Raw genomic sequence first — 12,577 nt, forward strand, 5'->3', positions numbered from 1 at the left:
CCGTGGGATCACCTCCCGCGGGCCGCCGCCGCGTCTACCGGGGCGCCCCGCGCCGCGCCGCGACGACCGCCGAACTGGTGGGCGTGGTGAGGACTTCGGTGGCGTCCAGCTCCGGATGGGTCAGGTAGAACAGGCGCAGTTCGTCCACCGCGCCCTCGAACCGGGGCGGCCACTCGGCCGACGGGGTGAAGTCGTCCAGGACGAGGATCCCCCCCGGGGGCGAGCAGTTCGACGACCCGTCCCGGAGCATCCCGCTTGCCGCCGCCGTCGCAGAAGAACACGTCGAACGGGGCGTGCTGTTCGAGCAGCCGCCAGTCGCCGGTGAGGACGCTGACGCGGCCGTCGTCGGCGAAGACCCCGGCGGCCCGCCGGGCCAGCCCCTCGTCCCGCTCCACGGTGACGAGCCGCGCACCGTCGCCGAGTCCGCTGTGCAGCCAGGCGGTCCCCACCCCCGACCCGGTGCCGCTCTCGGCGACGACCCCGCCGGGCTTGGAAGCGGCGGCCGTCCTCAGCAGCCTGCCGACCTCCGCGATGCAGCTCTTCTCGAACCCCGCCTCGGCGGCGAGGCGTTCGGCGGCCAGCACCCGCGCCGGAACAGCGCGCTCACTCATGACCGGACCCCCCTTCAGGACGGATCCGACGCTACCTGGCCGTCCGTCAGCGCGCTGATCAGTTCACCGAGTTCGCCGAACCGCCCGTCGAAGTCGTCGGAGTCCGCGGGCGGGTCCCCGACCGGGCGGTGCACGTAGGCGGTGCGCATGCCGGCCGCCTGCGCACCGCGCAGGTCCCAGGCGTGGGCGGCCACCATCAGCACGCGCTCCGGCGGGCATCCGGCGCTGTCGAGGGCGAGTCGGTACACCTCCGGCGCCGGCTTGTAGGCCCGGGCCGCCTCGGCGGACAGGGCCTGATGCCAGCGCAGCCCGGCATGCGCGTTGAGGTGCAGCAGGGCCGTGCGGCCGGCGTTGGACAGCCCGAGCACGGGAAACTGCCGGGCGAGCCGCTCCAGCCCGGCGGCGGAGTCGTGCCACGGGGGCAGGCGCCGCCCCGCCGTGGCCAGCCGGGCGACGGCCCCCGGATCGGTGACTCCGGCGCGGTCGGCCACGAGCCGGGCGGCCTCTGCGTCGAGGACCTCGGAGCTCGCGTACGGGCGCTGCCCCCGCCGGATGCGTTCCTGCTCCTGCTCGCCGTGCTGCTGCCACAGGGCGACGAGCGCGTCGGCGGCCGCCGGGTCGGGCAGCCGTGCCGCTTCCTGAACGGCCGCGCGTAGGCCGCCGGGTTCGTCGACCATGGTGCCGAGGACGTCGAAGACGACGACCTCGATGCCGCGGATCTCCGCCATGCGTTCTCCCGGGTTTCGTCCGACGACCGCCGCAGGGGTACCGCCGGCCTACTCCTGCGGCTGGGTCGCGATCTGGATCAGGTTGCCGCAGGTATCGTCGAAGACGGCCGTGGTCACGGGGCCCATGTCCACGGGTTCCTGGGTGAAGCGGACGCCGAGGCCGCTCAGGCGCTCGTACTCGGCCCGGACGTCGTCGACGGCGAACTGGGCGACCGGGATGCCGTCGGCGGCGAGTGCGTCACGGTAGGGCTTGACGGCCGGGTGACCGGCGGGCTCCAGGAGCAGTTCCGTGCCGCCGGGGTTCTCGGGGGAGACGACGGTCAGCCACCGGTCCGTCTCGCCCACGGGGACGTCGTACTTCTTCACGAAGCCGAGGACCTCGGTGTAGAAGCGGAGGGCCTTGGCCTGGTCGTCGACGAAGACGCTGGTGAGATGGATCTTCATGGGGTGCTCTCTTCGGGTCCGGGCGCCCCGCGGTCGAGCCATCTCTCGGTGATGTGGCGCAGCGGGGCCGTGTTCAGGTCGTGGAACTTGTAGCGGCACTCCCGCCTGGTCTCGACGAGTCCGGCGGCCTCCAGCACCGCGAGGTGCTGGGAGACCGCCTGGCGCGAGCTGCCGAGCCGGTGCTTCATGCTCAGCCGCGAGCAGATCTCGAACAGCGTCTGCCCGGACTTCTCCGCGAGCTCGTCGAGGATGGTGCGACGGGTGGGGTCGGCCAAGGCTTCGAATGTGAAAAGGCCATCGGCCACGACCCCTTGCTAGGCGAGTGTTCACTTGCCTATCAAGGGTCCTCCCGGCATGTCCCTCAGAGCGACTCCCGCCATCCGTTCGTGATCGGCAGGCGGCGGTCCTTGCCGAAGCCCTTCGGGGAGATCTTCGTGCCCGGCGGGTACTGGCGCCGCTTGTACTCGGCTGTGTCGACCATGCGCAGCGTCTTCGCGACCAGCTCCGCGTCGAACCCGGCCGCCACGATCTCGTCCGCGCCCCGGTCCCGGTCGACGTACAGCTCCAGGATCGCGTCCAGCACCGGGTAGTCGGGCAGCGAGTCCGTGTCCACCTGGCCCGGGCGCAGCTCCGCGCTCGGGGGCTTGCTGATGGAGCTCTCGGGGATCGGCGGGGTCTGGCCGCGCTCCCCGGCGGCCCGGTTGCGCCACTCGGCGAGCCGGAAGACCGACGTCTTGTAGACGTCCTTGATGGGCCCGTACGCCCCGACCGAGTCGCCGTAGAGCGTCGAGTAGCCGACCGCCAGCTCCGACTTGTTGCCGGGGGCCAGGACGATGTGGCCCTCCTGGTTGGAGATCGCCATGAGCAGCGTGCCGCGCAGGCGCGACTGGAGGTTCTCCTCCGCCAGGCCGGTGAGTCCCAGCGAGCCCATGTAGGCGTCGAACATCGGCTCGATGGCGACCGTGCGGTAGTTCAGACCCGTACGGCGGGCCAGTTCGGCCGCGTCGTCCTTGGAGTGGTCCGAGGAGTACTTCGACGGCATCGACACGCCGTACACGTTCTGCGCGCCCACCGCGTCGCACGCGATCGCCGCGACCAGCGCCGAGTCGATACCGCCCGACAGGCCGATCAGGACCGAGGAGAAGCCGTTCTTCGCGACGTACGCCCGCAGGCCCACGACCAGCGCCGAGTAGACCTCCTCGTCGTCCTCGAGACGGTCCGCGTAGCCGCCCGTGAGCTCGGGCTCGTACGCGGGCAGCGGCTCCTCGGAGAGCACCACGCGGTCGATGCGCAGACCGTCGTCGACCACACCCGTCGGCGCGTCCGCCGACGCCGCCGGCAGGTCCAGGTCCAGGACCACACAGCCCTCGGAGAACTGCGGCGCCCGCGCCACGACCTCGCCGTCCTTGTCGACGACGATCGAGTCGCCGTCGAACACCAGCTCGTCCTGGCCGCCGATCATGGCCAGGTACGCCGTGGTGCAGCCGGCCTCCTGAGCCCGCTTGCGGACCAGCTCCAGGCGCGTGTCGTCCTTGTTGCGCTCATAGGGGGAGGCGTTGATCGAGACCAGCAGGCCCGCCCGCGCGGATCGGGCGGCGGGGACGCGGCCGCCGTCCTGCCAGAGGTCCTCGCAGATGGCCAGGGCGACGTCCACGCCGTGCACCCGCAGCACCGGCATGCTGTCGCCGGGCACGAAGTAGCGGAACTCGTCGAACACGCCGTAGTTCGGCAGGTGGTGCTTGGCGAAGTTCAGGACCACCTCGCCGCGGTGCAGCACCGCCCCGGCGTTCTGCGGCGCACCGGCCGGCTGGCCGTACTTCGGCTGGGCGGTCGCACTGCGGTCGAGGTAGCCGACGATGACCGGCAGCTCTCCGAAGCCCTCCTCGGCCAGGCGCGCCGCGAGCGCGCGCAGCGCCGCACGGGAGGCCTCCACGAAGGACGACCTGAGCGCCAGGTCCTCGACGGGGTACCCGGTCAGCACCATCTCCGGGAACGCCACGAGATGCGCTCCCTGTTCGGCGGAGTGCCGGGTCCAGCGGACGATCGACTCGGTGTTCCCGGCGAGGTCGCCCACGCCGGCGTCGATCTGGTTCAGGGCGAGACGTAGTTGAGGCACGCCGCCCAGTGTAATCGTCAGTGCGACACAATGGGGTGGTGTGGGTCATCCCACACCACCCCATGTTCCCCTTGCGGAGGCCAGTGCGAATCAGCGGCGCCGGTAGGACTCGACGTAGCCGCTCGCGGGCGTGCCCACGCCGGTGACGTCGTCGTAGCCCTTCACGGCGGACAGCGAGCTGTCCTTGCCGAGGCTGCGCGCTGACGTGGCCAGGCCGCCGGTGGCGTCGTAGCCGTTCACGAAGTCGACCCGGGCCACGGCGAGGCCCTTGCCCGTCGGGTTGTCGGTGACGTCGTGGTAGACCTTCGAGCCGTACTTCGCGTAGATCGCCGGGTTGGCGAAGCCGATCGCCTTGCCGCGGGCCTCCTGGGCCAGGGCCTGGACGGCCGCGATGACCGGCGCGGCGAGCGAGGTGCCGCCGATGCGGTACTCGCTGTAGACCTGTTTCCTCCCGTCCGGCGAGCTCTGCGTCTGGCCGACCAGGAAGCCGGTGTTCGGGTCGGCGATCGCCGCGATGTCCGGGACGACCCGGTTGCCGCCCGCGCCGTTGGCCTTCGCCAGCGCGTCCGGCACGGCCCCCCGCTGGTAGCCGGGCTCGGCGACGGTCCTGCTGGTGCCGCCGCCCGCGCCGGAGGTGAAGGCGCCGGGGAAGTCCGTCCAGCTCTTGCCGTCGGCCGACAGGTTCGCCTTGTCGGTGCCCCAGCCGGTCTCCCAGAGGTACGAGTCGCTCTTGCCGACGGCCAGCGAGGTGCCGCCGACGGCGGTGACCCACGCCGAGTTGGCCGGGGAGTCGACCTGCTTCGTCCCGGAGCTCGCGACCTCGTCGCCGTCGTCGCCGGACGAGAAGTAGAAGCCGATGCCCTCGACGGCGCCCAGCTGGAACACCTGGTCGTAGGCGGCCGCGAGGTCGGGCGTCTGCGCGGCCTCCACCTCGCCCCAGGAGTTGGAGACGATGTCGGCCAGGTGGTTGTCGACGACCTTGCCGAGCGCGTCGAGCAGATCGCCGTCCATGCAGGAGGCGGCGCCGACGTACGTGACGTCCGCGGCCGGTGCGACCGCGTGCACCGCCTCGACGTCCAGGGTCTCCTCGCCGTACCAGCCGGAGGCCGAGCAGTCCTCGGTGTTCGTGTACGTCGCGGGCAGCGACTGGTGCAGCTGGCCCGTCTTCCACGCCGCGTCGCCGTGGCGCTTGGCGTAGGTGCCGGCGTCGTAGGCGATCGTCGGGGAGGCGTAGGCGTCCGTGATGGCGACCCGGACGCCCTTGCCGGTGCGCTTGCCCGCGCCGTAGGCGGCCCGCAGCTGCTTGCCCGTGTAGCCCTTCACGGCGTACGGGATCTTCTTGCCGTACGCGTCCGGCAGCGTGCTCGCGGTGTTCGAGCCGTAGTACGAGGAGAACGGCCCGGCGTTGCGGAACACGGTGTCCGGCGGCGGCAGTTGGTCGTCGTGCGTGGCCATGTGAGGCGCGTTGTCAAGCCCGGTCACGGCCAGGACGGCGTCGGCCGGGCCCTGCGGCACGGAGGCGGCGCTCGCCGGGGCGCGGTAGGTCTTCGAGCCCTTGGCGAAGTCGTGCAGCTGGGTGCCGAACGCTTTCTCGGCGGCGGCCACGTCACCGCTGACGGACACGTAGTGCCGCGTGACGCCGGTGACCTTCAGACCGGCCGCCGTCAGCCAGGACTTCACGGCCGCCACCTGGGCCTTCGTCGCACCGAAGCGGGCCTGCGCCTGCTTGGCCGTCAGGTACCTGCCGTACGAGGCCGAGTCCGGGTCGGAGACGGCCTTCGCGTAGGCGGCGAGGCCCGCGGCGTCCTTGCCGGCCAGGTACACCCGGACCGAGACCCGGGCGCCGTCGGAGGTGGCACCCTTGTCCGCCTTGGCCGTGGCCCATGCGGGCCGGGTCCCGGCCAGCAGGTCGCGGAGCGGGTGGTCGGCGGCGTGCGCCGCGGGTATGCCGAGCGCCAGCGCACCGGCGAGCATCGGCAGTGTCGCCGCCATGCTCACGGCGCGCACCTTGGCGCGGTTGGATCTCATGGAACCCCCTGTGCGGTTCGTCGCGAGTGGATCACTCGACGGTCGCCACTCTCGCGATGAACCGTTCATGCCAGGGAATGGCGCAGCCCAAGAAGCGCCCCATGGAGACCAAGAAGAGCCCAAGAGACCGCCACAGAGGGCGATTTGAGGCTTAAGCGCCGCCTGCCGTGTCACGACCGCGGTGTCGCGCCCCGCTCCTTGAGCATGTCGGCCATCAGGGAGATCTCCGACTGCTGCGCCTCCACCATGCCCTGCGCGAGCCGCTTCTCCACACCGACCTGGCACCGGGTCGCACAGCCCTCGGCCATGTGGACACCGCCCTGGTGATGGTCCGTCATCAGCTGGAGGTAGAAGACCTCCGCCTGCTTCCCGTCGAGCTCGCCGAGCTTCTTCATCTCGGAGTCGGCCGCCATGCCCGGCATCAGCGCGCCGTCCTTGCCGGACGCCATGCCGCCCATGTCCATCCAGGTCATCGGCGGCTCGGAGGACACCTTGGGCAGGCCCCACAGGTCGAGCCAGCCGAGCATCATGCCGCGCTGGTTGGCCTGCGTCTGCGCGATGTCGTACGCCAGACGCCGGACCTCCTCGTCCTTCGTGCGGTCGCGCACGATGTACGACATCTCGACGGCCTGCTGGTGGTGCACCGCCATGTCCCGGGCGAACCCGGCGTCCGCGGACTCGGCGGACGGCGTCCTGCCGCCGCCGTCGTCCCCGGCGACCGCGTAGGTGATCGCACCGGCGGCGACGAGCGCCGCCGCCGCGGCACCGGCGATCAGACCGGCATGCCTCACTTCGACAGGCCGTTCGTGCAGGCGGCGCCCGGCTCGGGGGTCTGCTCGCCCTGGACGAACTTCTGGAAGAACGCGTCCACGTTCGGGTCGCCCGCGCCCGTCACCGTGCGCTGGTGGCCCCACGCCGACAGCATGATCGGGTCCTTCTGGTCGTCCATCGGGCTCATCAGCGTGTACGGCGTCTTCTTCACCTTCGCCGCGAGCGCGTCGATGTCGGCCTTCTTCGCGTCGGCGTTGTACGTCACCCACACCGCCCCGTGCTCCAGCGAGTGCACGGCGTTGGTGTTGTTCAGCTGCTCGGTGTAGACGTCGCCGTTGCAGTTCATCCAGACCGGGCTGTGGTCACCGCCGACCGGCGGCTCGGAGGCGTACTTCACGGCCTTGGTGACGTGGGTGCGGGACAGCTTCCCCTCCCACGTCTTCACGCCGTCCTTGCCCGTTGTGAACTTGCCCTTGCCCGAGGAGTCGCTCGCCGCCGCGGTGTCACTGCCCTTGTCGTCCTGGGACCGCACGAGCACGACGCCGCCGACCACGAGTCCGGCGACGACCACGACACTGGCCGCGATGGTGAGGACCCGGTTGCGGCGCTCACGGGCCTGCTCGGCGCGCCGCATCTCCTCTATGCGCGCCTTGCGGTCCGTGCCGGTCTTGTTGGCGGAGCCCATGAGGTGTCCTTCGTGGGAAAAGTGACAGTCGGGTCAGCTGATCGTAATGGGGAAGACGCGGCGCCTCGTAGAGCGGTCGCCGGAATGGGCCGAATCGATACGGCACCGACAGCGGGCCGACAGGTTGGCGCCCCCTGGCGACGCCGTACTCCGGGATTATTTGAACCCGACATTCCTATTACCTAGGCTGCCTGTATGCGGCTGCTGCGCTCCACCGACCTCGCCCTGCGGGTGCTGATGCGGCTCGCCGTCGCGGGCGGGTCGAGTCCGACGACGCGGGACGTCGCGGACGGCATGGCCGTGCCGTACACCCACCTGGCGAAGGTCGTCGCCGAGCTCCAGCACATGGGCCTGCTCGAGGCGCGCCGCGGTCGCGGCGGTGGCCTCACCCTCACCGAGCAGGGCCGCACGGCCTCGGTGGGCGCCGTGGTCCGTGCCTTCGAGGGCAGCGGCGACGTCGTCGACTGCGAGGGCCCCACCCCCTGCCCCCTCAACTCCGCCTGCCGCCTGCGCGGCGCCCTGCGCCGGGCCCAGGAGGCGTTCTTCGCCTCACTGGACCCGGTCACGGTGGAGGACATCGTGGCGGAGCCGACCGGGGTCCTGCTGCTGGGGATCTCGCGGGGCGTCGATCCCCGTGAGGTCTAGGTCCTGATCCCCGCGACGTCCGGTTCCTGATCCGGGCCGGCCCTGATACGGGTCTTGATCCCCGCGACGTCCGGGCCCTGATCCCGCGACGTCCGGGTCCCGGTTCCTCCGGACGGCAGGCCTGGCTAGGCCTGCCCCGCCAGCCACAGGTCCGGGCCGAACACCTCGTAGTGGATGTCGGCGGCGGCCACGCCCTTCGCGATCAGCTGGGTCCGCACCGCTCGCATGAAGGGGAGCGGGCCGCACAGGTACGCGCGCGTGCCCGAGGCGAGCGGAACGCCGGTGAGGTCGACCAGGCCCGGGTGGGTACCCGCCGGGGCGTCCTGCTCGTACCAGAGGTGGACGGCCGCGTCCGGGAGCTTGGCCGCGTAGGCCTCGTGATCGGTGCGCAGGGCGTGGGTCGCGGGGGAGCGGTCGGCGTGCACGACGGTGACCGGCGCGCGGTGCCCCGAGTCGGCGAGGTGCGCCAGCATCGCGGTCATCGGGGTCACGCCGATGCCGGCCGAGGCCAGCAGCAGCGGAGTGTCGGAAGCGGCGTCCAGGACCAGGTCGCCGTACGGCTCGGACAGCTCCAGGACGTCACCCACCCGCACGCGCGCGTGGAGGTGGTTCGAGACCTCGCCGTCGGGGGCGCCGGCCGTGTGGACGCGCTTCACGCTGATCTGCCGCAGGTCCGGGCCGGGTGCCCCGGACAGGCTGTACTGCCGTATCTGCCGGGCGCCGTCCGTGAGGGCGACGCGGACGGAGACGTACTGGCCCGCGAGGAAGTCCCGCACCGGGCCGCCGTCGGCCGGGCGGAGCCGGAACGTGGCGACGTCCGCGGTCTCGGTGACCCGCTCGACGACCTCCCAGGTCCGCCAGGCGGGCCCGCCGTGCTCCTCGCGCAGCCGCCGCTCCACGGCGATGAGCGCGTTCGCCATCAGCCAGTAGACCTCGTCCCAGGCGGCGGCGACCTCCGGCGTGACCGCGTCGCCGAGCACTTCGGCGATGGCGGCGAAGAGGTGCTCGTGGACGACGCCGTACTGCTCCGGCGTGACGCCGAGTGAGGCGTGCTTGTGGGCGATGCGCTGCAGCATCGCGTCCGGCCGCTGCTCCGGACGGTCCAGCAGGTGCGTCGCGAACGCGGCGATGGAACCGGCCAGTGCCTGGCGCTGGGTGCCGGCGGCCTGGTTGCCCCGGTTGAACAGATCCCGCAGCAGCTCCGGGTGGGCCTCGAACAGCCCGGCGTAGAAGCGCTCGGTGATCGTGCCGAGGGCCGCGCCGACGGCGGGGAGTGTGGCGCGGACGGTGGCGGCGGACTGCTCGGACAGCATCTGGGCTCCTCAGGGCTCGGCTGAGGGCACGCTAGTTAAAGTTGCATATGAGATGCAAATTAAGCAGGTGGGGCGGCGAAGGGAACCGGCCGTTACGGATGCCGGTGGGAGCAGGCACTATGGGCGGAAGAGCAGTTCACCCGCCGTATGCGACGCGTTCGGCCCCGGGCACCCCGGGCGATCATGGCCCGCAACGCGTACGAAATGGTGGTGTGGTCTGATGCTCTGGTGCCCGACCGCCTCCCGTGGTACGGAAGACAGGCGGCCTGACCAGCAAGGATGGGGAAGCGGAAGATGGACAAGCAGCAGGAGTTCGTGCTCCGGACGTTGGAGGAGCGCGACATCCGGTTCGTACGCCTGTGGTTCACGGACGTGCTGGGCTTCCTCAAGTCGGTCGCCGTGGCCCCGGCCGAGCTGGAGCAGGCCTTCGACGAGGGCATCGGCTTCGACGGCTCCGCGATCGAGGGCTTCGCCCGGGTCTACGAGTCCGACATGATCGCCAAGCCGGACCCGTCGACCTTCCAGATCCTGCCCTGGCGGGCGGAGGCCCCGGGCACCGCCCGGATGTTCTGCGACATCCTCATGCCGGACGGCTCCCCGTCCTTCGCCGACCCGCGCTACGTGCTCAAGCGGGCCCTCGCCCGCACCTCCGACCTGGGGTTCACCTTCTACACCCACCCGGAGATCGAGTTCTTCCTGCTGAAGGACCGGCCGCTGGACGGCAGCCGTCCGACGCCCGCCGACAACTCCGGCTACTTCGACCACACCCCGACCAACGTCGGTATGGACTTCCGCCGCCAGGCGATCACCATGCTGGAGTCGATGGGCATCTCGGTCGAGTTCTCCCACCACGAGGGCGCCCCAGGCCAGCAGGAGATCGACCTCCGCTACGCTGACGCGCTCTCCACGGCCGACAACATCATGACGTTCCGCCTCGTCATGAAGCAGGTGGCCCTGGAGCAGGGCGTGCACGCCACGTTCATGCCGAAGCCGTTCTCCGAGCACCCGGGCAGCGGCATGCACACGCACCTGTCGCTCTTCGAGGGCGACCGCAACGCGTTCTACGAGTCGGGCTCGGAGTACCAGCTCTCCAAGGTGGGCCGCTCCTTCATCGCGGGCCTGCTGCGGCACGCGGCGGAGATCTCCGCGGTCACCAACCAGTGGGTCAACTCCTACAAGCGCATCTGGGGCGGCGCGGAGCGCACCGCGGGAGCGGGCGGCGAGGCCCCCTCGTACATCTGCTGGGGCCACAACAACCGCTCGGCGCTGGTCCGCGTCCCCATGTACAAGCCCGGCAAGACGGGCTCGGCCCGCGTCGAGGTCCGCTCCCTCGACTCCGGCGCCAACCCCTACCTCGCCTACGCGCTGCTGCTGGCCGCCGGCCTCAAGGGCATCGAGGAGGGCTACGAGCTCCCGCCGGGCGCCGAGGACGACGTCTGGGCCCTCTCCGACGCGGAGCGCCGCGCGATGGGCATCGAGCCGCTTCCCCAGAACCTGGGCGAGGCCCTGACCCTCATGGAACGCAGCGACCTCGTCGCCGAGACCCTCGGCGAGCACGTCTTCGACTTCTTCCTGCGCAACAAGCGCCAGGAGTGGGAGGAGTACCGCTCGGAGGTCACGGCGTTCGAGCTGCGGAAGAACCTTCCGGCGCTGTAGGCGAAGGCCGAGGCGGAATCTCGCGGAGACGACCTTTGGGGCCGACGGTCTCGGACTGCTGGCCCCAAGGCCTGGGTCAGCGGTTCCCAACTGCTGACCCTCTCCTGTCGCGGGCCGTCCCTCACACCGACGCGCTCTCCGACGCCGTCGTCCACGCGAATCCGTCCGGGTCGGTGAACGGCCCGGCGTCGCTGCCGATGACGAGGCGGTGGGAGCCGGTGCCGTCGGGGGAGACTCCGGCGACCTTGGCGAGGCCTCGGCGCTTGTACAGGGCCAGTTTGACGGGGCCGTCGGCGGCGAACTCGACGTACTTGCTGCCGAAGCTCTTGCCCACGGCCAGGCCGTGCTCGACGTAGAACTGCTTGCTGGCCTTCACGTCCTCGACGCCGAGCAGCAGGACGACCTCGTCGACCTGCCGGGTCGCCGGGCCGGTGTTCTTCTTCGACGACGACGCGAGCTGCCAGATCGTCCCGTCGGGGGCCTGGACGACGCCCCCGTAGCCCCAGAGCGACTTCGCGGCGGGCTTCAGCGTCGTCGCGCCGGCCCGCACGGCCGCGTCGAGGAGGGCGTCCACATCGGCCGGCTGGGAGACCACGAGCGACAGCGTGAACCCGCGGAAGCCGGAGGTCGGTTCCTCCGACGCCCGCAGGCGCAGCCGGTCGCCCAGACCGAAGGCGGCGGAGTAGAAGCGGTCGGCGGCTGGGGGGTCGGCCACCTCGAGGGTGACGGATGCGATGGAAGTCATGGCAACGACGCTAATCGCGCTCCACGCACCCTGCTTCTCGATTCCTGACCAGGTTGTTCAGGCCTGCTTCCGCTTCAGGTCCGCCAGCAGCTGGTGCAGTGGCTCGGTGGCCCTGCGCCGGTACTCCTGGACCGCCCACCCGTTGCCGTCCGGGTCCTGGAAGTGCATGAACGTGGCGCCGTCGTCCGGGGAGTACTGGACGGGCTCCGAGACGTCGAGGCCGCGGGCCACCAGCTCCGCGTGGGCCGCCTTGATGTCGGCGACGCAGAGCTGCAGGCCCTGGTAGGAGCCCGGGGCCGGGGTCGGGCCGGGGGTCATCTGCCAGATCGACTCGCCCAGCGCGATCGAACAGCCGGAACCCGGAGGGGTCAGCTGGACGATCCGCATCCCGGGCATGACCTCCTGGTCGATGTCCACGTGGAAGCCGACCTTGTCCCGGTAGAAGTCCCGGGCACGGTCGACGTCGGACACGGGCAGCGGGATGACTTCGAGGGTGATGTCCATGGCGTGACTCCTTCGTCCGGCCTCATGAGAACCGATCACCTTGTCCGGCAGAAGCCGCTGACGCGGGCTGAAGCCGGCTGAACGGTTCCCCTCACCGAAGCCGATAACGGTGCGCCGCGCCACCGAGTGGACGGCCGCACGGCCCGCGCCGCAGTGGAAATGGCCCTCCCGTACCCCCTGTGGCCGGAAACCGCCGTAGCGCGCCTCCCCCTCCGCGGCCAGTCGCGGTAGCCACGCGCCCGCCCCGTCCGCCTGCCGAACTCACCGGCGCCTCCCCCGCCCAGGGCGGTTACGCTCAAAGCCGTACGACCTTGATCCGATGCAAATCCGA

The 12,577-nt window shown here is 71.1% G+C and carries 12 protein-coding genes and 1 pseudogene; 2 read left to right on the top strand and 11 right to left on the bottom strand.

All coding sequences use genetic code 11. From position 1 onward, the window contains the following. Positions 1–34: 34 nt before the first annotated feature. The 8 genes and pseudogenes from BJ965_RS27805 to BJ965_RS27840 all read right to left on the bottom strand — a co-directional run bounded on the left by BJ965_RS27805 (position 35) and on the right by BJ965_RS27840 (position 7,383). Positions 35–611 (bottom strand): annotated as a pseudogene (locus tag BJ965_RS27805) (O-methyltransferase). Positions 612–625: 14 nt separating this feature from the next. Further along, the gene (locus tag BJ965_RS27810; RefSeq protein ID WP_184912123.1) at positions 626–1,339 is read right to left on the bottom strand and encodes a haloacid dehalogenase type II; all 714 of its coding nucleotides are present in this window, start codon (positions 1,337–1,339) and stop codon (positions 626–628) included. Between the two features lie 48 nt (positions 1,340–1,387). After that, on the bottom strand, positions 1,388–1,783 hold the full coding sequence (locus BJ965_RS27815; RefSeq protein ID WP_184912126.1) for a VOC family protein: 396 nt from the start codon (positions 1,781–1,783) through the stop codon (positions 1,388–1,390). Then, positions 1,780–2,088, bottom strand: a complete 309-nt coding sequence (locus tag BJ965_RS27820; protein ID WP_184912128.1) for an ArsR/SmtB family transcription factor — start codon at positions 2,086–2,088, stop codon at positions 1,780–1,782. The genes BJ965_RS27815 and BJ965_RS27820 overlap by 4 nt, the downstream gene beginning before the upstream one ends. A gap of 56 nt (positions 2,089–2,144) precedes the next feature. Further along, positions 2,145–3,899 (bottom strand): NAD+ synthase, encoded by a 1,755-nt coding sequence (locus BJ965_RS27825; RefSeq protein WP_030837338.1) that lies wholly within the window; start codon positions 3,897–3,899, stop codon positions 2,145–2,147. Positions 3,900–3,989: 90 nt separating this feature from the next. Continuing rightward, positions 3,990–5,927: a S53 family peptidase gene (locus BJ965_RS27830; RefSeq protein WP_184912131.1), complete on the bottom strand. Its 1,938-nt coding sequence runs from the start codon at positions 5,925–5,927 to the stop codon at positions 3,990–3,992. A gap of 170 nt (positions 5,928–6,097) precedes the next feature. Continuing rightward, a complete protein-coding gene (locus BJ965_RS27835) occupies positions 6,098–6,718 on the bottom strand; it encodes a DUF305 domain-containing protein (RefSeq protein ID WP_184912133.1) in 621 nt (206 codons plus the stop codon). After that, positions 6,715–7,383 (bottom strand): DUF3105 domain-containing protein, encoded by a 669-nt coding sequence (locus BJ965_RS27840; RefSeq protein ID WP_184912135.1) that lies wholly within the window; start codon positions 7,381–7,383, stop codon positions 6,715–6,717. The genes BJ965_RS27835 and BJ965_RS27840 overlap by 4 nt, the downstream gene beginning before the upstream one ends. A 195-nt stretch (positions 7,384–7,578) precedes the next feature. Here BJ965_RS27840 and BJ965_RS27845 point away from each other — a divergent pair, with 195 nt between their 5' ends. Then, the gene (locus BJ965_RS27845) at positions 7,579–8,028 is read left to right on the top strand and encodes an RrF2 family transcriptional regulator (RefSeq protein ID WP_184912137.1); all 450 of its coding nucleotides are present in this window, start codon (positions 7,579–7,581) and stop codon (positions 8,026–8,028) included. A gap of 125 nt (positions 8,029–8,153) precedes the next feature. Here the strand turns inward: BJ965_RS27845 and BJ965_RS27850 are convergent, their stop codons facing one another. Further along, the gene (locus BJ965_RS27850) at positions 8,154–9,341 is read right to left on the bottom strand and encodes a globin domain-containing protein (protein ID WP_184912139.1); all 1,188 of its coding nucleotides are present in this window, start codon (positions 9,339–9,341) and stop codon (positions 8,154–8,156) included. Positions 9,342–9,635: 294 nt separating this feature from the next. On the opposite strand from BJ965_RS27850, the gene glnA reads away from it, so the two are divergent. Further along, entirely contained in the window at positions 9,636–10,997 is a 1,362-nt protein-coding gene (glnA, locus tag BJ965_RS27855) for a type I glutamate--ammonia ligase (protein ID WP_030837357.1), read from the top strand. 121 nt (positions 10,998–11,118) lie between these two features. Here the strand turns inward: glnA and BJ965_RS27860 are convergent, their stop codons facing one another. Next, the gene (locus tag BJ965_RS27860) at positions 11,119–11,742 is read right to left on the bottom strand and encodes a glyoxalase (RefSeq protein ID WP_184912141.1); all 624 of its coding nucleotides are present in this window, start codon (positions 11,740–11,742) and stop codon (positions 11,119–11,121) included. Positions 11,743–11,799: 57 nt separating this feature from the next. Then, positions 11,800–12,246, bottom strand: coding sequence for a VOC family protein (locus BJ965_RS27865; protein WP_184912144.1), 447 nt, complete (start codon positions 12,244–12,246; stop codon positions 11,800–11,802). Between the last annotated feature and the right edge of the window lie 331 nt (positions 12,247–12,577).

Origin of the sequence: Streptomyces luteogriseus (assembly GCF_014205055.1) — a bacterium.
GTDB classification, from domain to species: domain Bacteria; phylum Actinomycetota; class Actinomycetes; order Streptomycetales; family Streptomycetaceae; genus Streptomyces; species Streptomyces luteogriseus.

Coding starts and splice junctions, on each gene's coding strand:
- BJ965_RS27810 (WP_184912123.1), bottom strand. CDS start 1,339: ATGGCGGAGATCCGCGGCATCGAGGTCGTCGTCTTCGACGTCCTCGGC.
- BJ965_RS27815 (WP_184912126.1), bottom strand. CDS start 1,783: ATGAAGATCCATCTCACCAGCGTCTTCGTCGACGACCAGGCCAAGGCC.
- BJ965_RS27830 (WP_184912131.1), bottom strand. CDS start 5,927: ATGAGATCCAACCGCGCCAAGGTGCGCGCCGTGAGCATGGCGGCGACA.
- BJ965_RS27840 (WP_184912135.1), bottom strand. CDS start 7,383: ATGGGCTCCGCCAACAAGACCGGCACGGACCGCAAGGCGCGCATAGAG.
- BJ965_RS27845 (WP_184912137.1), top strand. CDS start 7,579: ATGCGGCTGCTGCGCTCCACCGACCTCGCCCTGCGGGTGCTGATGCGG.
- BJ965_RS27850 (WP_184912139.1), bottom strand. CDS start 9,341: ATGCTGTCCGAGCAGTCCGCCGCCACCGTCCGCGCCACACTCCCCGCC.
- glnA (WP_030837357.1), top strand. CDS start 9,636: ATGGACAAGCAGCAGGAGTTCGTGCTCCGGACGTTGGAGGAGCGCGAC.
- BJ965_RS27860 (WP_184912141.1), bottom strand. CDS start 11,742: ATGACTTCCATCGCATCCGTCACCCTCGAGGTGGCCGACCCCCCAGCC.
- BJ965_RS27865 (WP_184912144.1), bottom strand. CDS start 12,246: ATGGACATCACCCTCGAAGTCATCCCGCTGCCCGTGTCCGACGTCGAC.